16 protein-coding genes are annotated in these 20,940 nt (G+C 63.5%); 11 read left to right on the top strand and 5 right to left on the bottom strand.

The genetic code is table 11. The features are described from left to right. Positions 1 to 126: 126 nt before the first annotated feature. Positions 127 to 1,032, bottom strand: a complete 906-nt coding sequence (locus FJ946_RS15335; protein WP_140501129.1) for a branched-chain amino acid ABC transporter permease — start codon at positions 1,030 to 1,032, stop codon at positions 127 to 129. 151 nt (positions 1,033 to 1,183) lie between these two features. Between FJ946_RS15335 and FJ946_RS15330 the strand changes: the two genes are divergently transcribed. From FJ946_RS15330 to FJ946_RS15285, 10 genes are all read left to right on the top strand, one after another. Then, positions 1,184 to 1,798, top strand: a complete 615-nt coding sequence (locus FJ946_RS15330; protein ID WP_140567812.1) for a CGNR zinc finger domain-containing protein — start codon at positions 1,184 to 1,186, stop codon at positions 1,796 to 1,798. Further along, positions 1,773 to 2,324 carry a hypothetical protein gene (locus FJ946_RS15325; protein ID WP_140558751.1) on the top strand — a complete coding sequence of 184 codons (552 nt, stop codon included), beginning with the start codon at positions 1,773 to 1,775 and terminating at the stop codon, positions 2,322 to 2,324. Before FJ946_RS15330 ends, FJ946_RS15325 begins: the two co-directional genes overlap by 26 nt. Positions 2,325 to 2,544: 220 nt before the next feature. Next, positions 2,545 to 6,021, top strand: coding sequence for an indolepyruvate ferredoxin oxidoreductase family protein (locus tag FJ946_RS15320; RefSeq protein ID WP_140567810.1), 3,477 nt, complete (start codon positions 2,545 to 2,547; stop codon positions 6,019 to 6,021). A gap of 136 nt (positions 6,022 to 6,157) precedes the next feature. Then, complete coding sequence (locus FJ946_RS15315; protein ID WP_140567808.1) at positions 6,158 to 8,473, top strand: EAL domain-containing protein; 2,316 nt, start codon at positions 6,158 to 6,160, stop codon at positions 8,471 to 8,473. A 340-nt stretch (positions 8,474 to 8,813) separates the two neighbouring features. After that, complete coding sequence (locus tag FJ946_RS15310) at positions 8,814 to 9,581, top strand: hypothetical protein (protein ID WP_140501119.1); 768 nt, start codon at positions 8,814 to 8,816, stop codon at positions 9,579 to 9,581. A 114-nt stretch (positions 9,582 to 9,695) separates the two neighbouring features. Then, positions 9,696 to 9,845 (top strand): DUF3096 domain-containing protein, encoded by a 150-nt coding sequence (locus tag FJ946_RS15305; protein WP_140501117.1) that lies wholly within the window; start codon positions 9,696 to 9,698, stop codon positions 9,843 to 9,845. A 213-nt stretch (positions 9,846 to 10,058) separates the two neighbouring features. Further along, positions 10,059 to 10,283, top strand: coding sequence for an aa3-type cytochrome c oxidase subunit IV (locus tag FJ946_RS15300; RefSeq protein WP_140501115.1), 225 nt, complete (start codon positions 10,059 to 10,061; stop codon positions 10,281 to 10,283). An 87-nt stretch (positions 10,284 to 10,370) separates the two neighbouring features. Next, a complete protein-coding gene (locus tag FJ946_RS15295; protein WP_140732240.1) occupies positions 10,371 to 11,699 on the top strand; it encodes a Re/Si-specific NAD(P)(+) transhydrogenase subunit alpha in 1,329 nt (442 codons plus the stop codon). After that, positions 11,699 to 12,124, top strand: a complete 426-nt coding sequence (locus FJ946_RS15290; RefSeq protein WP_140512858.1) for an NAD(P) transhydrogenase subunit alpha — start codon at positions 11,699 to 11,701, stop codon at positions 12,122 to 12,124. Before FJ946_RS15295 ends, FJ946_RS15290 begins: the two co-directional genes overlap by 1 nt. A 1-nt stretch (position 12,125) precedes the next feature. Next, the gene (locus tag FJ946_RS15285; protein WP_140512860.1) at positions 12,126 to 13,526 is read left to right on the top strand and encodes an NAD(P)(+) transhydrogenase (Re/Si-specific) subunit beta; all 1,401 of its coding nucleotides are present in this window, start codon (positions 12,126 to 12,128) and stop codon (positions 13,524 to 13,526) included. Between the two features lie 70 nt (positions 13,527 to 13,596). On the opposite strand, the gene FJ946_RS15280 is transcribed toward FJ946_RS15285, so the two are convergent. From FJ946_RS15280 to FJ946_RS15270, 3 genes are all read right to left on the bottom strand, one after another. Further along, positions 13,597 to 14,514 (bottom strand): hypothetical protein, encoded by a 918-nt coding sequence (locus tag FJ946_RS15280; protein WP_140564986.1) that lies wholly within the window; start codon positions 14,512 to 14,514, stop codon positions 13,597 to 13,599. A 227-nt stretch (positions 14,515 to 14,741) separates the two neighbouring features. Further along, on the bottom strand, positions 14,742 to 17,213 hold the full coding sequence (gyrB, locus tag FJ946_RS15275; RefSeq protein WP_140512864.1) for a DNA topoisomerase (ATP-hydrolyzing) subunit B: 2,472 nt from the start codon (positions 17,211 to 17,213) through the stop codon (positions 14,742 to 14,744). Between the two features lie 346 nt (positions 17,214 to 17,559). After that, positions 17,560 to 18,129, bottom strand: a complete 570-nt coding sequence (locus tag FJ946_RS15270) for an NADPH-dependent FMN reductase (protein ID WP_140497272.1) — start codon at positions 18,127 to 18,129, stop codon at positions 17,560 to 17,562. Between the two features lie 231 nt (positions 18,130 to 18,360). Between FJ946_RS15270 and FJ946_RS15265 the strand changes: the two genes are divergently transcribed. Beyond that, positions 18,361 to 19,731 (top strand): cytochrome P450, encoded by a 1,371-nt coding sequence (locus tag FJ946_RS15265; RefSeq protein WP_140564984.1) that lies wholly within the window; start codon positions 18,361 to 18,363, stop codon positions 19,729 to 19,731. A 21-nt stretch (positions 19,732 to 19,752) separates the two neighbouring features. Here FJ946_RS15265 and FJ946_RS15260 read toward each other — a convergent pair whose 3' ends face one another. Then, positions 19,753 to 20,727 carry a complex I NDUFA9 subunit family protein gene (locus FJ946_RS15260; RefSeq protein WP_140559777.1) on the bottom strand — a complete coding sequence of 325 codons (975 nt, stop codon included), beginning with the start codon at positions 20,725 to 20,727 and terminating at the stop codon, positions 19,753 to 19,755. Between the last annotated feature and the right edge of the window lie 213 nt (positions 20,728 to 20,940).

The following is a 20,940-nucleotide window of genomic DNA, read 5'->3' as shown; positions in this document are numbered from 1 at the left end:
GGCTCGGAAAACCGGAACCGGCTTCCGGCAGGGTTCGTGGGCAAAATCAAAGCGTTAAGGAGATCGTTTCGTTGCCGAAACAGGCTCATCGGTGGCAGGCGTCATGCAACCAAAGTCTGATGCTGATCACGCGATCTTGGTCTGGTCGCGGCCAGCGCCGATCAGCACCAGCATGGCGACGAGGAACAGGTACATCCATGCGTCGCGCCATTCCACCGGGAAATAGCCGGCCCACAGCGACTCGGCCATGCCGAAGGCGGCAGCGCCCAGGGCCGCCCGCGGCGGTGAGAGATAGCCGCCGACCGCCGTCACGAACAGGATCTTCAGCCCGTAGACGAGGCCGGAACCGAAACTGACATTGCCGTAATAGAGGCCGGCCATGACGCCGGCCAGCGCGGCGCAGAAACCGCCGAACAGCACTGCGTGGCGGAACACGGCGCGCACATCGACGCCGCACATGGCGGCCGCCTTGGGATCGTCGGAGACGGCGCGCCAGCGCCGGCCGAAATTCGAATGGGCAAAGGCCCATGCCGCAAGCGCCACCGCCGCCAGCACCACGGCGCAATCGAGCAGCTGGATCAGCGTCAATGTCGCCTTGAAGCGGGCATCCTGCGCGAAAACGACAGGCTGCGCCAGCATAGGCGGCAGCCACAGATCATGCGTGTCGGCCGCGATGCGGCTTGCTTCCGACAAAACCAGCAGGATGCCAAGCGTGGTCACCACGATCGCATTGGGCGAGCGGTCGGCCAGCGGTTCGAAGACGCTGCGCGACAGGACGCGGCTGATGAGCGCGGCGTAGAGGAAAGCCGCTGCGACGCCGAGCACCACCGCCGCCGTCAGCGTCAGCCACAGCACCTGATAGCCGAAGGCGGCGGTCAGGATCATCGTCTGTCCGCAAAAGGCGAACAGCGCGCCATAGGCCAGGTTGGTGCGGTGCAGGATGCCGTTGGTCAGCACATAGCCGAACGCCAGCAGCGCATAGAGTGCGCCTGAATGCAGCCCGTTCAGGACCTGCTGGAACAGATACAGCATGCGAAAATCCTCGGGGGCATGTCGCCCAAAGCGCATAGCGGTTTTGGGACGACGATACGCTCCAGACAGAGAGCGGCAATACCCGCTTCAGGGCAGACTTGCATCGTCGAATCTAACTTGTCAAATGCCATTTATCGGTTAGATTTCGGACATGACGGTATCCTGGACCCCGCACCGCTTCACCGGCGGCCTGCTCGCGCTCGACACGGCGAACACCGTCGTGCTGCGTGCCGATCCCGAGAGGACCTTCGACCGTTTTGACGATCCGCGCGAGATCGCCCGCTTCGCGGACGCGGCGAGCGGCTTTCGCGCCGCCGAGCTTGGCGGCAGGCGGCTGGCGGTCTCCGCGCCGACAGCAATCGCGCCTGTCGTGCTGGCGATCCGCGAGGCGACGGACCGGTTGTTTCGCCACGCCGTGTTGAGGGGCGCCGTCGCCACCGATCATCTCTCAGGCTTGCTGGGGGCCTGCGCCGACGGCCTTGCCGGCAGCCGGACCGAGATCGTAGCGCCCGGAAAGCCGTTCGGCGATCCGGCAACGCCGATCGCATTCGAAGCGGCACTGGCGGTTTCCGCCCTGTCGCTGCTGCGCAACGACACGGTCGCCAGGCTCAGGATCTGCCCCAACTGCACCTGGCTGTTCGTCGACCGCAGCCGCAATTCCAGCCGCCTGTGGTGCGACATGGCGGTCTGCGGCAACCGCCAGAAGGCAAGCCGCCACTATCGCCGCCGCAGGGCGGCCAATGAGGTCAACAATGTCCAGGATTAGCTCTCGTTCAGCCCTGCTCGGCATGGCGCTGATCGCGGCGATGGCGCTCGGCGCCTGCCGCGACACCGCCAAGGACGGTGAAGGCAAGTTGTTCGAGATTTCGGGCAAGATATTCGTCTTCAACTATCGTCTTGCCAGGGCGACCTATGTCGTGACGCTGCGGCCCCTGCGCCCGATGGGAGAGGGCCAGGTCGCGGTCGCCAGCTTCCAGGATCCGGCCGGCGGCGCGCCGTTGGTGGTCGAGCAGAAGGTCTGGCCCAAGCTCGACAAGGTGACGCTGGAGAGCCCGGCTTTGACCTGCGTCGTCAAGAACAAGCCTTATACGATCGCCATCGCTATCAAGGGTTCCGACGGCGCGGTCCTGCAGAAGATCGACACCACGCTGATGTCCACCGAAGACCAGTCCATCCTGCCCGACCGGCCGCTCGTCATTGACCAGCTCTACACCGCCAATCCCGATCTCGTCGGCCACCCCGACGGCAAGCTGCCGGGCGAGCCGAAGCCCGACTGCTCCAAGGGGACCTGACGCTCGCCGCCAAGCCGAAAAGCAAGCGAAATTTTCGTACGCCGGACATTGCTCGCGGGGCGATTTCATACCGGGCAAGAGATGACGGCGGATCGTTCGTTGCGCGTTGCCTGTCACGTCCGATTTCGTTTGACCTGTCTTGCAAGGGGAGAAAGGATGCGTCATCCGATCCCGACGCTGGCTGCCTGCCCCCGCGCGGCCTCCGCAGAGGAAATGCCTGATGACGCTGCACGACGTCGCGCTCGACGACAAGTTCGACCTGGGGAAGGAACGCATCTTCCTGTCCGGCGCCCAGGCGGTCATCCGCATGCTGCTGATGCAGCGCGAGCGCGACCGCCGCGCGGGCCTGAACACGGCCGGCTTCGTCTCCGGCTATCGCGGTTCGCCGCTGGGCGGCCTCGACATGCAGCTGTGGAAGGCAAAAAAACAGCTCGCCCAGGCCGACATCGTCTTCCAGCCCGGCCTTAATGAGGAACTCGCCGCTACCGCCTGCTGGGGATCGCAGCAGACGGAACTGCTGGGCGAAGGCACCCATGACGGCGTTTTTTCGGTTTGGTACGGCAAGGGTCCGGGGGTCGACCGCTCCGGCGACGTCTTCCGCCACGCCAATCTGGCCGGCTCGTCGAAACATGGCGGTGCGCTCGCTTTGATGGGCGACGACCACATGGCCGAATCCTCGACCAACGCGCATGCCACCGAATTCCTGTTCGTCGACGCCATGGTGCCGATCCTCAACCCGGCCGGTGTCCAGGAGATAATCGATTACGGGCTCTACGGTTTTGCCATGTCGCGCTTCGCCGGCACATGGGCGGCCATCAAATGCGTCAAGGACAACATCGAATCGACGGCCTCGGTCGATGCCTCGATCGAGTGTCTGAACATCGTTAATCCCGAGTTCGACATGCCGCCCGGCGGCCTCAACATCCGCCACGAGATCGACATGCTCGGCCAGGAGGAGCGGCTGCATGAGTACAAGCGCGCCGCCGCGTCGGCCTTCATCCATGCCAACGGGCTGAACCGCGTCGTCTATTCGGGCGGCCGCAATCCCAGGATCGGCATCATCACCATCGGCAAAAGCTATCTCGACGTCCGCCAGGCGCTCGAGGATATCGGCATCGACGAGGCGGCCGCCGGCCGCATCGGCGTGCGGCTGTTCAAAGTCGGTTGCCCCTGGCCGCTCGATTTCCAGCACATTGCCGAGTTCGCGCGCGGCCTCGACACCATCGTCGTCGTCGAGGAGAAGCGTTCGCTGATCGAGGTGCAGCTTCGCGAGAGCCTCTACGGCACCGCCACGCAGCCCGTCATCGTCGGCAAGAAGAACGAGCGCGGCGACTGGCTGTTTCCGGCCAAGGGCGCGCTCGACCCCAACGAAATCGCCATTGCCCTTGGCGAAAGGATCGTGAAAACCATCGGTCCGTCGGAAGAGATTTCAGCGCGGGTGGCGAAGCTGCGCCAGTTCCAGGCCATGCTCGCAGACGCGTCGGACATCGGCTCCCGCACGCCCTTCTTCTGCTCCGGCTGCCCACACAATTCCTCGACCAAGGTGCCGGATGGCTCGATCGCCGCGGCCGGCATCGGCTGCCATTTCATGGCACTGTGGATGGACAGGAATACTGTCGGCTTCACCGCCATGGGTGGCGAGGGGGCGCAGTGGGTCGGCCAGGCGCCCTTTTCCAAGCGCGACCACATTTTCCAGAATCTCGGCGACGGCACCTACAACCACTCCGGCACGCTGGCGATCCGCTTCGCGCTGTCGTCGGGCGCCAACATCACCTACAAGATACTCTATAACGACGCGGTGGCCATGACCGGCGGCCAGCCGCATGAAGGCGGCCTGACGGTGGACATGATCGCCAGGCAGGTGCGAGCCGAAGGGATCGAGCGCATCGCCGTCGTCACCGACGAACCCGACAAATATGCCGGCAAGGTCGAGTTCCCGGCTGGCGCCACCATCCATCACCGCGACGATCTCGATCTCGTCCAGCGCGAGCTGCGCGGCGTCAGCGGGGTTTCGATCCTGCTCTACGACCAGACCTGTGCCGCCGAAAAGCGCCGCCGTCGCAAGCGCGGAACCTTTCCCGATCCCGACAAGCGGGTCTTCATCAACGAACTGGTCTGCGAGGGCTGCGGCGACTGCGGCGTCCAATCGAACTGCGTCTCCATCCAGCCGGTGGAGACCGAGTTCGGCCGCAAGCGCCGGATCGACCAGTCGAGCTGCAACAAGGATTTTTCCTGCGTCAATGGCTTCTGCCCGTCCTTCGTCACGGTGCATGGCGCCAAGATCCGCAAGGCCGAAGGCATCGCCGGCAAGACCGATCCGCTCGACGGCGTTCCAGCAGCCGCCGAATTCCCGCTCGGCGAACAGGGCTGGGCGGCGATCATCGACGGCGTCGGCGGCACCGGCGTCGTCACCGTCGGCGCCGTGCTCGGCATGGCGGCTCATCTCGAAGGCAAGGGCTGCGGCATGATCGACATGGCCGGGCTTGCCCAGAAGGGCGGTTCGGTGTTCACACATGTCCGCATCGCCCGCACGCCCGATGACATCCACGCCATCCGTGTCTCGGCCGGCAAAGCCGATCTCGTGCTCGGCTGCGATCTCGTCGTGTCGGGCGCCAAGAAGGTGCTGGCCGCGGTGCGCGAGGGCCACACCATCTTCCTCGCCAACACTGCCGAGATCATGCCGGGCGAGTTTGCCCGCTCGGCCGATTTCTCGCTGCCCATCGAGCGCTTGAAGAAGGCGATCCGCACTGCTGCCGGCGACGACAGGGCGCATTTCTTCGACGCTACCCGCACAGCCACCGTCCTGTTCGGCAATTCGCTGGGCGCCAACATGTTTATGCTCGGCTTCGCCTTCCAGCATGGCGGTCTGCCGCTGTCGGCCCAAGCCGTCGAAAAGGCGATCGAATTGAACGGCGAGGCGGTGGGGATGAACATCGCCGCCTTCCGCTGGGGCCGCCGCGCCGCGCATCAGCCGGACTTCGTGCGTGGCCTCGTCCAGCCGGACAAGGACGGCCAACCCGCCACCATTGCCCAGACGCTGGACGAAATCATTGCCCGCCGGATCGCTTTCCTTTCCGCCTATCAGAACGCCGCCTATGGCAAGCGCTACGCCGGCAGGATCGCTGCCCTGCGCGCGGCCGAAGCCAAGGCAGCGCCCGGTTCGAGCGCCGTGACGGAAGCGGCGGCCAGGAACCTGTTCAAGCTGATGGCGATCAAGGACGAATACGAGGTGGCGCGGCTCTATACCGACGGCTCCTTCGCCGCCGAACTCGGCAAGCAGTTCCAGAGTTACGAAAAACTCGAATTCCACCTGGCGCCGCCGGTTCTGGGCCGTCGCGGCAATGACGGCAAACCGAGGAAATCGAGCTTCGGTCCCTGGATGATGAAAGGGTTCCGCATGCTGGCGGCGATGAAGGGCCTGCGCGGGACAGCATTCGACCTGTTCGGCTACACCGCCGAGCGGCGCATGGAGCGGCAATTGCTGGCGCAATATGAGGCCGACCTGCAACGCGTCGCCAACTCGCTGGCACCGGACACCATCGAGGCCGCCACGGCCCTCGTCTCGGTGCCGGCACTCATCCGCGGTTACGGCCATGTTCGCCAAGCCAGCGCTCAAAAGGCAGCCGGCGAGCGCCAAAGGCTGCTCGAGCGCCTGTCCGGCACATCAGCGAGGGCGGAACTCCAGGCCGCCGAGTGATGGCCTTGTTTACCTAAAGCCCAATTCTCCCAGTCTGTCCTGCTTTGCGCGCCTTCGGCAAGCCGCCCAAAACCGCTGTTCTAAGCCTTTCTTAAGGCGGATGTGAGATGACGAGGCCTAGCGTTGGGCCGACGACATGGGCAGAACAAAGACCGAAAACATCCCAGCGGATGTCTATATCCAGTTTGTGCGGTCGTTGTTCGACAACGCCCACATGCTGGTGATCGGTGGCGTGTGCTACTGGATCCTCGGGCTAATGATCTACTTGCGTACGAACAATCCGTTGTTCCTGGCTTTCTCTTTTGTTCTGCTGTCCATCTGCCTTTACCGCTATTTCGGCATTCGCGCCTTCCGGAAGTCAGGCGGTGTAATAGCCGACGTCCAGGAGGCGCATCGGTGGGAGCGCAACTACATCCTCAAGGGCAGCGTGCAGGGCCTCACGTTGGGCGCACTGTGCTTCATATCGATCTATGTCTATCCCGATCCCTTTGCCGAACTGGCCGCGACGTCGCTGGCCATCGCGACCTTGGTGACGGTTGTTGGCAGGAACTATGGCTCTCCCATTATGGTGCGGGTTTTTTCCGTGACCTTCATCGGTCCGGCAGCACTTGCACTTTTGCTGCGCATGGATGTGCCTTCGGTCATTCTCGGTCTGATGATCATCCCGTTGACTTTCGTCACGATCAACAGCGCCGACCACGTCCGCGATGTGCTTTTCTCGGCCGTCATCGGCCACAAGGAAGCGAGGAAGCTCGCGCTCAGATTCGATCGCGCGCTCAATACCATGTCGCATGGCCTCGTCATGCTTGGCCCGGACGGTCGGGTGGCGGTCGCCAATGCCGAGGCCGCGCATCTGATGTCGCTCAAATCGGCCGATGCTCTGCTTGGGCGGTCAATCCATGGTCTGTTGATGCGCGGCGTCGTGGGCGGCATGCTGGCCCCAAAGGACTGCCGCTACATCGAAGCCCAGCTGACGCGTGCATTGCGCGAGGGCCGCGACCGTAAGGTCCTGGTTTCGCTCGCCAATGGCCAGCACTACGAATTCTCCGCCCGCGAAGGCAGCCAGGAACTCGGGGTCATCACCTTCGAGGACGTGACGGCGCGCGTCGAGGCGGAAGACAAGATCCGCTTCATGGCGCGCTATGACAATCTCACCGGCCTGCCCAATCGCGCCTATTTCCACGAACTGATCGGCGAGGCGATGGCGTCAGGCGACCGTGACCGCCTCTGCGGCCTTGCCGTGCTCGACCTCGACGATTTCAAGAGCGTCAACGACACGCTCGGGCATCCGATCGGCGATGGATTGATCTACGCGGTGGCCGAGCGTCTTGCCGCCGTTGCGGGACAAGGCATCACCGTCAGCCGCTTCGGCGGCGACGAATTCATGGTTTTCTTCGACCGCATAGAGGATGAGAGCCATCTGACCCTTCAGATCGACGAGATCTTTGCAGCGTTGCAAGGGGAGGTGGACGTCGCCGGCCACGGGCTGCGCATCCAGGCCAGCGCCGGCGCCGTGCTGTCACGGGTCAGGGATACCGACGTCGATGCCATGATCGTCAAGGCGGACCTGGCGCTCTATAAGGCCAAGGAGCTCGGCAAGAACGGCTGGCGGCTGTTCGAGGCCGCCATGGACGCTGCGTTCCGCAACCGCCAGCTGATGAAGGCGGATCTGCGCAGCGCGGTGGAAGGCAAGGCCCTGCGCGTCGTCTACCAGCCGATCGTGGCGATGAGCACGATGCGCATCGCCAGCTGCGAGGCGCTGTGCCGCTGGGACCATCCCGACCTCGGGCCGATTTCGCCCGGCATCTTCATTCCGCTGGCGGAGGAAATGGGCATCATTTCCGAGATCAGCACCTTCGTGCTGCAGGCAGCCTGCACCGAATGCGCCAAATGGCCGGACCACACCAGCGTCTCGGTCAATCTCTCCGCCAAGGATTTCCGCAACCGGGACGTCATCCAGAAGGTTCGCGACGCTCTGGCCAGCTCCGGCCTTGCCGCCGGCCGGCTGGAGATCGAGGTCACCGAAACGGCGCTGCTCGATGACAAGTCGCTGACACGTCAATATATCGAGGAACTGAAGCAGATCGGTGTGCGCATCGCACTTGACGATTTCGGTACCGGCTATTCGAGCCTGAGCTATCTGCACAAGCTGCCGCTCGACAAGATCAAGATCGATCGCTCCTTCTTGATGGACGTCACCCAGAGCAAGCGTTCGCTGGAGCTGCTGAAGGGCATTGTCAATCTGTCGCGGCCGCTTGGACTTTCGGTGACTGTCGAAGGCGTCGAGACCTTTGAGCAGCTCAAGATCCTGGCCTTGCAAGTGAAACCGGATCTCGTGCAGGGCTTCCTGTTCGGTGCCGCGCTCAGTGCGTCGGGTATCGAGACGATGTCGAATGTCACCTGGCCATTCGCCGCTGACCTGCGTCGCACCGGTAAACGGACGGTCCGTTAGCGCCGTAATTTTCGACTTCGCTCGATTGGATTCCCCGCGCGTTGCGAGTCGCACGATGCTCTTTGATGTCGAACTCAATCGTTCGATGACAGGATACGGTTCCGCCGTGATTTTGCCTTTGCGCAATGCTGCTGAAAGGTCTTCCTCACTACGCAGATGTATCGGAGGCATGATCCACATCCTCTCAGTGGCAATCGCTCGGACGATTGCTCAGTAAGATATTCTCAAGCGGCTCCCGGCCATTAAGGTTAACGGAATGTAAATCAACAAGATCTAAATTTCGGCTTGTGTCTCATTTCAACTCGAATAGCCTATCCTAGGTCGAATTCGAGGACAGACGATGGATGCTGCAACAGCTACAAGGAATGCGTCTGGCGGGGTAAGCACAGCCGGGGATTCGGTGCTGAATCGATCGATGATGCAACTGCTTGAGCATGTCGATTATCGCCTCATTACCGGGGGCGAGGATTTGGAAGCGATTTACCGGCTTCGCTATAAGTCCTATCTGCGCTCCGGCATGTGCGGCCCGCTCGCCAGCGGCATGTTCGAGGATCGCTGGGACAATCTACCCAATTCCTACCGATTCGGTGTCTATTGCTACGGCGAATTGGTGAGCACAATCCGCTTCCATTACATTTCCATCGAGCACCCGAATTCGCCCTCCGTTGATGCCTATCCGGAAATACTGATCGAGCGGCTTGCCCGCGGAGAAACCTTCATCGACGGAACCCGCTTCGCAACCGATCCTGATGCCGCGCCGGCACCCGGAGTGCTGCCGTTTCTGACACTCAGGCTTGCCATGGTGGCCTCGCTCTATTTTGGCCAGAACTCTGTGCTGACGCCGGTCAAGGTCGAGCATTCCAATTTTTATTCTCGTTACTTCAATGCCGTGCAGAGGACCGAGGCTAAGGAGTTTCCGGGCGTTCTTACCCGGATCGCCCTGTTCGAAATCCCCGCCGGCGAAAATATGCGCCTGACGCTCGAACGTTTCCCATTCTTCAGGTCGACGCCCATGGAACAGCGGTTGATGTTCGCCAATCCGGCCATCAATCGGCTGACGCCCTTGTCTATCGTGCCGACGGCGAAATATTATCGTGAGGCCGCCTGAGGCCCCTGATTTTGCAAAGCTCCGGAGCTTTCCGGCCAGATCCGCGTTTTGATGACGGCGGCGCGTTGACCCTCCGCGTCTTCATTTCGACGTATCTGCCAAAAGGACCCCGACATGCATATTTCCCAGCTCGCGCTCACGCCGCTTATCTCGCTGATCGCCGGGGTGCTGATTCTGGTCATGCCACGGCTGCTGAACTACATCGTCGCGCTCTACCTGATCATAGCCGGCCTGCTTGGATTGTTTCCGCACCTCGCCGGCTAAAGACGGACAGCGCGGTTGACGCGCCAGCCGGCTTCGTCCGGGATTGCGCGAAAACAAGCAGCCGGAGCGGTTCGGCGATTCTGCCGAACGCAGGGGCGCTTTGCTTCAAATTTCCCTTGAGGCAGTTGTCGGCTGCGATGCGGCAATAGCGCCATTGCTCTCGGCGCGGCTTTTCGCTATGTGCCTGAAAGATGTCTTCGAAGGGGTATTCCTATGGCTGAGCACACGCCGACCGGTCCTGTCGAACTGGGCGCGAAGATGGACTATGCCGAGCACGACCGCACCTATGCGGGCTTCCTCATGCTGGCCAAATACGGATCACTCTTCTGCGGCGCCATACTTCTGGCGATGGCTTTCGGTTTCTTCGCGGGCGGCTTCTTCTCGGCGACTATCCTGTTCGTCCTGATCATGGCCGTCGGCGCCTTCATTCTGCGATAGTCTTTCCAAAACCCCATTGCCTTTGACGTCGCCGGACGCCCCGGCCGACACTTTGCGCAAACAGGTTCCAGCCGAAAGGATCATGCGGTGGGACAGACGGTTTTCATCCCTCGTGAGCTCGATGCGAACGAGCCGCGCGTCGCGGCTTCGCCCGATACCGTGAAACGGCTGGCCGGCCTGGGTCTTGAAGTGGTTGTGGAGGCCGGTGCCGGCACGCGATCGCGCATTCCCGATGAGGAGTTCGCCAAGGCGGGCGCTTCAATCGGCAAGGCCGGCGATGTGGCTAAGACCGACGTGGTGCTGAAGGTGCGCCGGCCGACTGATGCGGAGCTGAAAAGCTACAAGTCAGGCGCTGCGGTCATCGCCATCATGGATCCGTATGGCAACGATGCCGCCGTCGCGGCACTGGCCAAGGCCGGGGTGACCGCCTTTGCGATGGAATTCATGCCGCGCATCACGCGCGCCCAGTCGATGGACGTCTTGTCCTCGCAGGCTAACCTTGCCGGCTACCAGGCGGTGATCGACGGCGCTGCCGAATATGACCGGGCGCTGCCGATGATGATGACGGCGGCCGGCACTGTTCCTGCCGCCAAGGTGTTCATCATGGGCGTCGGCGTCGCCGGCCTGCAGGCGATCGCCACAGCGCGCCGGCTCGGCGCGGTCGTCACCGCGACCGATGTGCGCCCCGCCGCCAAGGAACAGGTCGCCTCGCTTGGCGCAAAGTTCCTCGCCGTCGAGGACGAAGAGTTCAAGGCGGCCGAGACCGCCGGCGGCTACGCCAAGGAGATGTCCAAGGAATACCAGGCCAAGCAGGCGGCGCTGACCGCCGAGCACATCGCCAAGCAGGACATCGTCATCACCACGGCGCTGATCCCCGGCCGCCCGGCGCCGAGGCTGGTGTCGGCTGACATGGTCGCCTCGATGAAGCCCGCTTCGGTGATCGTCGATCTTGCTGTGGAGCGCGGCGGCAATGTCGAGGGCGCTGTGCCTGGCAAGGTCGTGACGACGGCCAACGGCGTCAAGATCGTCGGCCATCTCAACGTGCCGGGCCGCGTCGCGGCCTCCGCTTCGCTGCTCTACGCCAGGAACCTTTTTGCTTTCCTCGAGACCCTGGTCGACAAGGCGACGAAGACGCTTGCCATCAACCGCGATGACGACCTGGTCAAGGCGACCATGCTGACCGACGGCGGCAAGATCGTCCATCCGGCCTTCGCCAAGGCCGACCAGCAGCCGCCAAAGGGCCAATATATCGAACCGCCGGCGATCCCGGCCAGCACAATGGTCGCCGATGCTTCGGCGCCCAAGAAAGCCGCGCCTAGGAAAGCCGCGCCCAAGCAAGCCGCCGCATCCAAGCCCTCGCTGCCAAAGTCGCCCTCGCCAAAGTCGCCCTCGCCCAAGCCGAAAGGGACCGCGTGATGGATCAGACCTTGCAGAAAGCCCTCGACCAGCTCGACCAGGCAAGTGCCGCCGTCCGGCTGGCGGTGCAGAACCTGGCAAATGCTCCCGGAGGCGCTGAGGCGGCCGGCGACGCCGCGCACGCGCTGTCGGGCGGCGCCATCGATCCCTTCGTCTTCCGCCTGGCCATCTTCGTGCTGGCGATCTTCGTCGGCTATTACGTCGTCTGGTCGGTGACGCCTGCGCTGCACACGCCGCTGATGGCCGTCACCAACGCCATCTCCTCGGTCATCGTCGTCGGCGCGCTGCTTGCCGTCGGCATTGCCGCCTCGGGCGTCGCCGCGGGCTTCGGCTTCGTCGCGCTGATGCTGGTGTCGGTCAACATCTTCGGCGGCTTCCTCGTCACCCAGCGCATGCTGGCAATGTACAAGAAGAAGGACAAGTGACGTGACCGTCAATCTCGCCTCCTTCCTCTATCTGGTCTCCGGCATTCTGTTCATCCTGGCGCTGCGCGGCCTGTCGCACCCGACCACCAGCCGGCAGGGCAATCTCTACGGCATGATCGGCATGGGCATCGCCATCGCCACCACGCTGGCGCTGGCCACGCCATCGGCCGGACGCTTCGGCCTGATCGTGCTCGGCCTTGCCATTGGCGGCGGCGTCGGTGCCGTCACGGCCAGGCGCATCGCCATGACCTCGATGCCGCAACTGGTCGCCGCCTTCCATTCGCTCGTCGGCCTTGCCGCCGTGATGGTCGCTGCCGCCGCCATCTATGCGCCGGAAAGCTTCGGCATCGGCACGGCGGGCGACATCCACGCCCAGGCGCTGGTCGAAATGAGCCTGGGTGTGGCCATCGGCGCCATCACCTTCACCGGCTCGGTCATCGCCTTCCTCAAGCTTGACGGGCGCATGTCCGGCAAGCCGATCATGATCGGCGGCCGCCATTTCATCAACATCGCGCTTGGCATCGCCTTGGTCGTGCTGATCGTGCTTTTGGTCACCACCGAATCGAAGCTCGTCTTCTGGCTCATCGTTGCCGCATCGCTGGTGCTGGGCGTGCTGCTCATCATCCCCATCGGCGGCGCCGACATGCCGGTCGTGGTGTCGATGCTCAATTCCTATTCGGGCTGGGCGGCGGCCGCACTCGGCTTCACGCTCGGCAATCTGGCGCTGATCATCACCGGCGCCCTGGTCGGCTCGTCGGGCGCCATCCTGTCCTACATCATGTGCAAGGGCATGAACCGCTCCTTCATCTCCGTCATCCTCGGCGGCTTCGGTGGTGAGACTGCGGCCGCGGGCGCTGATGATGGGATCGAGCGCACGGTCAAGCAGGGCTCGGCCGACGATGCGGCCTATCTGATGATGAACGCGCAGAAGGTCATCATCGTGCCGGGCTACGGCATGGCCGTCGCCCAGGCGCAGCATGCGCTGCGCGAGATGGCCGACAAGCTCAAGGCCAATGGCGTCGACGTCAAATACGCCATCCACCCCGTGGCCGGCCGCATGCCGGGCCACATGAACGTGCTCTTGGCCGAAGCCAACGTGCCTTACGACGAAGTGTTCGAGCTCGAGGACATCAATTCCGAATTCGCGCAGGCCGACGTCGCCTATGTCATCGGCGCCAACGACGTCACCAACCCGTCCGCGCGGGATGACAAGTCCTCACCTATTTACGGTATGCCGATCCTCGACGTCGACAAGGCGCGCACCTGCCTGTTCGTCAAGCGCTCGCTCGGCTCCGGCTATGCCGGCATCGACAACACGCTGTTCTACAAGGACGGCACCATGATGCTGCTCGGCGACGCCAAGAAGATGACCGAGGAAATCGTCAAGGCCATGGATCACTGACCCGGTCAGATCGTCCGCATGAAGAAGCCCGGCTCGCCGGGCTTCTTCAGTTTTGGACTTGGGACGATGTTCAACGGCTGGTCAGGAACACGGCCTCCTCGCCGTCGCGCTGCCTGCCGCCGAGGGCGGCCGCGGCGCTGGCGATGAAGGCGCCGATGACCAGCGACAGGGCGCCGAGGAGCGCAAATGTGGCGCTCGCCTTCCTGGCGGTATCGGCCGCCTGCTGGGCCTTGGCCTTGGCGTCCTGCGCCTTTGCCAGCAGCGTATCGACACGCGTCTTGGCGTCTGCTTCCGACAGGCCGGTGCGTGCCGCGACCAGCTGCGACAGGTATGTCTTGTCCTCGGGCGAAACCTCGCCAGCCGCAGCGCTGGCGACCAGGATGCGCGATGCCTGCGCCGCCGCCGCCGCGTCGTTTTGCGGATTGGCTGCCGCCAGTCTCGCCGCGTCCGCCGGCCTGAACAACGAGTCCACCAGATAGGATGTGGCATTGTCCGTCGATGCCCCGCCTGCATTGGCCGATGCACCGGCCGAAGCGCCCTGGGCGGCGCCGGCGGCCACGCTGGATACAGCCTGGACGCCGGAACCCACAGCCGCCGACAGCGCCGAGCCGAGTACGCCGACGACCAGCAGCGTCGCCAGCGCCCATGCCAGGAAGCCATGAGCCGTATCCCGGAAATAAACCTCGTCGGTATGCACGCCCACCCATTTGGTGCGCAGCCGGCCGGCAAGATAGCCACCGAGGCCGGATGACAGCCATTGCACGACGATCAGCCAGACCGCGGTCGAAACCGCGAAGCTGGTGATAGAGGCGCTTGAGCCCGACCATGGCGAGACCATGCTCAACCCCAGGCCGGAGCCGAGCAGCATCAGGATGAAGGTCAATGTCGAGGCGGCGAAGGCACCGGCGATGATCGGACCCCAGCTGATAGCGGTGGCGGACGATTCCACCGCGCCGGGATCATCCGTGATCGACAGGGTGGACTGCATGACAGCCCCCTATCGCGCGAAAAGCATGATGAGAAGGATGATCGGGATTGGAACCCCGAGTAACCAGAGCAAGATGCCGCGTCCCATGGGAGCCTCCTTCGCCAGGAATTGTGATCGATACTGTCACAATGCTGGAAAGAAGCTTCCGTTCCGGCGGTTCGAATGAATCTCGCAACGGAAACACTGGCGCGACCGACGCGCGCCAATGGTCCCGGGATGACTCCGGATTAAATGTCCAGATTGGCCACCGACAGCGCGTTGTCCTGGATGAACTCGCGCCGCGGCTCGACCTCGTCGCCCATCAGCCGCGAGAACAGGCTGTCGGCGTCGGTGGCGTCGTTTACCTTGACCTGCAGCAGCGAACGCACGTTCGGATCGAGCGTGGTTTCCCAAAGCTGCTCGGCGTTCATCTCGCCCAGGCCCTTGTAGCGCTGCATGGTCAGGCCCTTGCGGCCGGTCGCGAACACCGCGTTGAGCAGTGCCAACGGTCCCGAGATGGGTTCCGAGACATCCTTGCGGCGCAGCACGGGCGGCGCTCCATAGACGTCGCTGAGCCGCTGCGCGTAGCGGTCGAGCTGTCGCGCATCGGCTGAATTGATCAACGCCATATCGAGATGGGCGTATTCCTTGACGCTGCGCACCGTGCGTTCGAACACATAACCGCCGATACCCTCATTCGAAGTCGACATCCGGCCGGTCCAGCCGCGCTCGGTGTCCTCGGCAATGATGTCGAGACGTTGCGCGATCCGCTCCGCCATCGCATTGGCGCGGCCAAGATCGGCGACGACGTCGGCATTGAGCCCGCCGGCGATCGCCGCCTGCTCCACGACGCCTCTGTTGTAGCGCGTGTGCAGGCCGTTGATGAGCTGGCGCACGGCGAGCGCATCGTCGATCGCCGCCCGCAGGTCCTGTCCGGCGCGAACCTCGCCGGAGCCGAGCGTGAGCGAGGCTTCTTCCAGTCCCGAGCCGATCAGGAATTCCTCGAACGCGCTTTCGTTCTTGATGTATTGCGAGCTCTTGCCTCGCGTCACCTTATAAAGCGGCGGCTGGGCGATATAGAGATGGCCGCGTTCGATCAATTCCGGCATCTGCCGGAAGAAGAAGGTGAGCAGCAACGTCCTGATATGCGCGCCGTCGACATCGGCGTCGGTCATCAGGATGATCTTGTGGTAGCGCAGCTTGTCGGCGTTGAATTCGTCCTTGCCGATCGACGTGCCGAGCGCGGTGATCAGCGTGCCGATCATGTCGGAACTGAGCATGCGGTCGAAGCGGGCGCGCTCGACATTGAGAATCTTGCCGCGCAGCGGCAGGATGGCCTGGTTCTGGCGCGAGCGGCCGCCCTTGGCGGAGCCGCCGGCCGAATCGCCCTCGACGATGAAGATCTCAGACTTCGCCGGATCGCGTTCCTGGCAGTCGGCAAGCTTGCCGGGCAGCGAGGTGACGCCCAGCGAGGTCTTGCGGGTGATGTCGCGCGCCTTGCGCGCGGCCTCGCGCGCCGCGGCGGCCTGGATTACCTTCTCGACCACGACCTTGCCTTCGCTCGGATGTTCTTCGAGCCAGGTGCCGAGCGCCTCGTTGACCAGCCCTTCGACCACGGGCCGGACTTCCGAGGAGACCAGCTTGTCCTTGGTCTGCGAGGAGAATTTCGGGTCGGGAACCTTGACCGACAGCACTGCCGTCAGCCCCTCGCGGCAATCGTCGCCGATCAGCGACACCTTTTCCTTCTTGGTCAGGCCCGAGGAATCGCCATAGCCGGTGATCTGACGCGTCAGGGCGCCGCGAAAACCGGCGAGATGGGTGCCGCCGTCGCGCTGCGGGATGTTGTTGGTGAAGGCCAGCACATTCTCGTGGTAGCTGTCGTTCCACCACATGGCCACTTCGACGGTGATGCCGTCGCGCTCGGCCCTGATGGCGATCGGTTTGTCGATCAGCGGTTTCTTGACCCGGTCGAGATATTTGACGAATTCCTCCAGGCCGCCATCATAGTGCAGTTCATGCCGCACGACGTCGGCGTGGCGGGCGTCGGTTAGCACGATGCGCACACCCGAATTCAGGAACGCAAGCTCGCGCAGCCGATGCTCCAGCGTGCCGAAATCGAATTCGACCATCGTGAAGGTCTCGGACGACGGAAAGAAGGTGATCTCGCTGCCGCTGCGGCCTTCATAGGTGCCGGGCTGCTTGTCCTGTTCATAGCTGCCGGTAACGCTCAGCGGCGCGTCGGCATTGCCGTGTGTGAAGCTCATCTCGAAGATCTTGCCATTGCGGCGGATCTTGAGCTTCAGCCAGGCCGACAGGGCGTTGACCACAGAGACGCCGACGCCGTGCAGGCCGCCGGACACTTTGTAGGAGTTCTGGTCGAACTTGCCGCCGGCATGCAGCTGCGTCATGATCACTTCGGCTGCCGAAATGCCTTCGCTGGGATGGATATCGGTGGGAATGCCGCGCCCATTGTCGATGACGGTGACCGAACCGTCGGGATTGAGCGTCACCGTGACGAGATCGGCATGACCGGCCAGTGCCTCGTCGATGGCGTTGTCGACGACCTCATAGACCATGTGATGCAGGCCCGAACCGTCATCGGTGTCGCCGATATACATGCCGGGCCGTTTGCGGACGGCATCCAAGCCCTTCAAAACCTTGATGGAATCTGCGCCGTATTCGGCTTCGGCGCCGTTGGCGTTCTCAGTCTGGTCGCTCATGAAAACCTGTTGTCTAGAGGCGGCTGGTGGAGCGCGAAAAATCGCCCCCGAATCGCGCTTTCAATATGGCCTAGATATAGGCGTTAAAGGTGGTTTTTCCAAGGTTTGCAGGCATTTCCGGGCGGAAAAGCGCACCGTCGGCCAGCTATTGGCGAGAGGCTTTGACCTTAGCCAGCCGGTCGCGCAGGAATTTTGATCGTGAACTTCTATCTTGGCGCCGGCTGCCGCGATGGCGGCCATCAAAAGCATCAGCAGCAAAGCGCATGGCAAACGCAGGCCGAACCGCCCACGGTTCGGTCGTTTGCCGACATTCCGCCTGTCTACGGCGCGGGCGAGCCGGCTTGCATCAGCCGGCGCGCATCGGCTTCAGCGCCTCGCTCCAGCGCAGCAACTCCTCCAGCATGGTTCTTGCCCCGCCCTGCACCTGCTCGCTCGCTTCGAAGGAGCCGTCGGTCCCCAGCAGCTTCTGGTACAGCGGCAGCGCGATGCCTTCCGGAACCGGCATGACGCCGACGGAGGTCAGCAGCGGCTTGAGCGCCTGTGCCGCGCGCAGGCCACCGGAAACGCCGCCATAGCTGAAGATGGCGGCGGGCTTGTATTTCCATTCGCGCGAGAGATAGTCGATCGCGTTCACGATGGCCGGTGCGACGAAGTAATTATATTCCGGTGCCACGAAGACGAAAGCGTCGGCGGCATCGACGGCCTTCGACCAGGCCTTGGTATGATCGTTCAGGTAGTTGCCGAGCCTGGGATGGTGCGGCTCGTCCAGCACCGGCAGATCGAAGGCGGCGATGTCGGTCAGCACCGGTTCGAACTTGCCGTGCTCGCGCGCGAACCGCTCCAGCCAGTGAGCGAAAACCGGCCCGGCCCGGCCCGGCCGGGTGCTGCCGATGATGATGTTCAACTGGTGCTTCAAGGCGGGCTCCTTCGATTGACGGTATCTGTTGGTGACTGTGACCTACGGCAGAGCGCCGTCATGGACAAGACCGCGCCGTTTGGCGAGCGGTCACAATCGGATGATGGGAGCATCGCTCCGTCCCGTCGGGGCACGGGCTTTTACCGTCAGGCCACATGGACGCGCCGTGCGTCAGTCACTACATCGAACGGAGGCAAGGACTAGCGCGACGCGCTTGCCAGCGGAGCAGCCATGGACACTCAGCCCGCCCCCTTCGTTCCGCCGGCGCCGAGGCCGCGCACATCGCCGCCCTCGACGCTGGAGATGATGCGCATCGTCTACCGCAACCCGCTCGAGCTGTGGGGAGAGCCGACCTACAACGAGCCCTGGATCTCGGTGAACGGCGTCGGTGGACCGCTGGTCATCGCCAATGACCCGGGGCTCATTCGCCATGTCCTGGTCGACAATGCCAGGAACTACAAGATGGCGACGGTGCGCCAGCTCATCCTGCGGCCGATCCTGCGCGACGGCTTGCTGACGGCCGAAGGCGAGGTCTGGAAGCGTTCGCGCAAGGCGATGGCGCCGGTGTTCACGCCGCGTCACATCTTTGGTTTCGCGGGGCCGATGCTCAAGCGCACGCTTGAATTCGCCTCCCGTTACGAGGATGGCGGCACCTCCGACATTGCCCACGACATGACGCTGCTGACCTACGACATCCTGGCCGAGACGCTGTTCTCCGGGGAAATCGCGGGGGAGCCGGGCAGTTTCGCCAAGGAGATCGACCGGCTGTTCGAGACCATGGGCCGCGTCGATCCGCTAGACCTGCTGCGCGCGCCCGAATGGCTGCCACGGCTTACCCGCATCCGCGGCCGCAAGACCATGGCCTATTTCCGCAAGATCGTCAGCAATACGGTCAAGATACGCGAACAGAAACTCAGGCGCGATGCCGATGCCGTGCCGCAGGATTTCCTGACCCTCCTGCTCAAGGCCGAGGGGCCGGACGGGCTGACACGCTCGGAAGTCGAGGACAACATCATCACCTTCATCGGTGCCGGCCATGAGACCACGGCGCGAGCCTTGGGCTGGACGCTCTATTGCCTGGCCGAGGCGCCATGGGAGCGGGAAAAGATCGAGCGCGAGATCGATGCCGTGCTGGCGCGCGAGCCCGATCCGACCAGATGGCTGGACGCCATGCCGCTCACCCGCGCCGCCTTCGACGAGGCGCTCAGGCTCTATCCGCCGGCGCCGTCGATCAACCGCGAGCCGATCGAGCCGGAGAACTGGAGGGATCTCCACATCCCGGGGCGCGCGGCCGTGCTGGTCATGCCTTGGGTCGTCCACCGTCACAGGAAGCTGTGGGACAGGCCGGACGCGTTCATGCCGGAGCGGTTCCATCCGGGCAACCGCGAAAAGATCGACCGCTTTCAGTATCTGCCGTTCGGCGCCGGGCCGCGCGTCTGCATCGGCGCCAGCTTCGCCATGCAGGAAGCGATCATCGCGCTCGCCGTCCTGCTGTCGCGTTTCCGCTTCGATTCCATCGCGCAAACCAGGCCGTGGCCGGTCCAGAAGCTGACCACCCAGCCGCAAGGCGGGCTGCCCATGCGGATCACTTCGCGCCTGTAATCGCCCGCCGTCGGCCTATGTTCAGACCGCCGGTTTGCGCTGGAACTGGCCGGCCGCGCGAAAACGCCAGAGATAGCTTGGCAGGATCGTGCCGAGCGCCTGCGGCTGGATGCCGAGGCCGGCAAGCGTGCGGTTGGCCCTGGCGGCCTCCTCCGACACGACATTATGCTCGCGCAATTGCAGCACCTGGTCCTTGGTCAGCAGCGGGTTGGGCAAGAGGCCCAGGATCGACGCCTGCAGGTTCGCCACCCACCACGGCACCGGAACCAGTAGGCGCTTGCGCTCGATCACCGCGAGCATTTCCTGCATGCTTTCCTTGAAAGTAAGCACCTGCGGGCCGCCAAGCTCGTAGATCTGACCGCCCTTGACCTTGCCATCGACCGAGCGCGCCACCGCTTCGGCGACGTCGCCGACATAGACCAGCTGGAACTTGGTGTGGCCGCCGCCGATCAGCGGCAGTGCCGGCGAATAACGCGCCATGTTGGCGAAGCGGTTGAAGAAACTATCTTCCGGTCCGAAATTGATCGACGGCCGCAGGATCACGGCGTCCTTGATCGTCTCCAGAACGGCCTTTTCACCAAGCGCCTTGGTGCGTGCATAGTTGGATGCGGCTTCCAGGTCGGCGCCCAGGGCCGAAATATGGGTCAGGCCGGCGCCCGCTGCGCGTGCCGCTTCGGCCACGGCGCGAGCGCCGAATTCGTGCACGGCCGTGAATTTCTGCCGCCCGCTCTCATGCAGCACGGCAACCAGGTTGACGACATGATCGGCGCCCTGCACGGCGCGATCGACCGACCAGCGCACGCGCACATTGGCCTGCACGGGCTGGATCTGGCCGACATTGCCGAGCGGCTGCAAATGGCCGGCGAGATCGGGCCGGCGGCAGGCGACCCTGATGCGATAGCCGCGCTTGGCCAAGGCCCGCACCACGTGGCGGCCGACAAAGCCCGACCCGCCGAAAATGACGACGAGCTTGGGGGTCTGCAGGATTTCGGTCATGGCTGGCTCCGGCGCTCGAAAGCTTGGCTGAAGCCGTTTCATAATCCGTTTCGCGTCAAACGCAAAGGGTGACGCGTCGTCGCTGTGAAGCGGCTTTCCCAGGAAAAACAGCTTGGGAATTGCATCAGGACAAATGCGCTTCAGAACGCCTTGCCTGACGCAGAAAACCCCGCCGAGGCGGGGTTTTCCGGATGACATCCATGCGAAGCCAGG

The organism is Mesorhizobium sp. B2-4-7 (genome assembly GCF_006442685.1).
Classification (GTDB): domain Bacteria; phylum Pseudomonadota; class Alphaproteobacteria; order Rhizobiales; family Rhizobiaceae; genus Mesorhizobium.
This window is presented reverse-complemented; position numbering and strand designations above follow the sequence as displayed.

Coding starts and splice junctions, on each gene's coding strand:
- FJ946_RS15300 (WP_140501115.1), top strand. CDS start 10,059: ATGGCTGAGCACACGCCGACCGGTCCTGTCGAACTGGGCGCGAAGATG.
- FJ946_RS15305 (WP_140501117.1), top strand. CDS start 9,696: ATGCATATTTCCCAGCTCGCGCTCACGCCGCTTATCTCGCTGATCGCC.
- FJ946_RS15265 (WP_140564984.1), top strand. CDS start 18,361: ATGGACACTCAGCCCGCCCCCTTCGTTCCGCCGGCGCCGAGGCCGCGC.
- FJ946_RS15260 (WP_140559777.1), bottom strand. CDS start 20,727: ATGACCGAAATCCTGCAGACCCCCAAGCTCGTCGTCATTTTCGGCGGG.
- FJ946_RS15335 (WP_140501129.1), bottom strand. CDS start 1,032: ATGCTGTATCTGTTCCAGCAGGTCCTGAACGGGCTGCATTCAGGCGCA.
- FJ946_RS15325 (WP_140558751.1), top strand. CDS start 1,773: ATGAGGTCAACAATGTCCAGGATTAGCTCTCGTTCAGCCCTGCTCGGC.
- FJ946_RS15320 (WP_140567810.1), top strand. CDS start 2,545: ATGACGCTGCACGACGTCGCGCTCGACGACAAGTTCGACCTGGGGAAG.
- FJ946_RS15280 (WP_140564986.1), bottom strand. CDS start 14,514: ATGCAGTCCACCCTGTCGATCACGGATGATCCCGGCGCGGTGGAATCG.
- FJ946_RS15290 (WP_140512858.1), top strand. CDS start 11,699: ATGGATCAGACCTTGCAGAAAGCCCTCGACCAGCTCGACCAGGCAAGT.
- FJ946_RS15310 (WP_140501119.1), top strand. CDS start 8,814: ATGGATGCTGCAACAGCTACAAGGAATGCGTCTGGCGGGGTAAGCACA.
- gyrB (WP_140512864.1), bottom strand. CDS start 17,213: ATGAGCGACCAGACTGAGAACGCCAACGGCGCCGAAGCCGAATACGGC.
- FJ946_RS15330 (WP_140567812.1), top strand. CDS start 1,184: ATGACGGTATCCTGGACCCCGCACCGCTTCACCGGCGGCCTGCTCGCG.
- FJ946_RS15315 (WP_140567808.1), top strand. CDS start 6,158: ATGGGCAGAACAAAGACCGAAAACATCCCAGCGGATGTCTATATCCAG.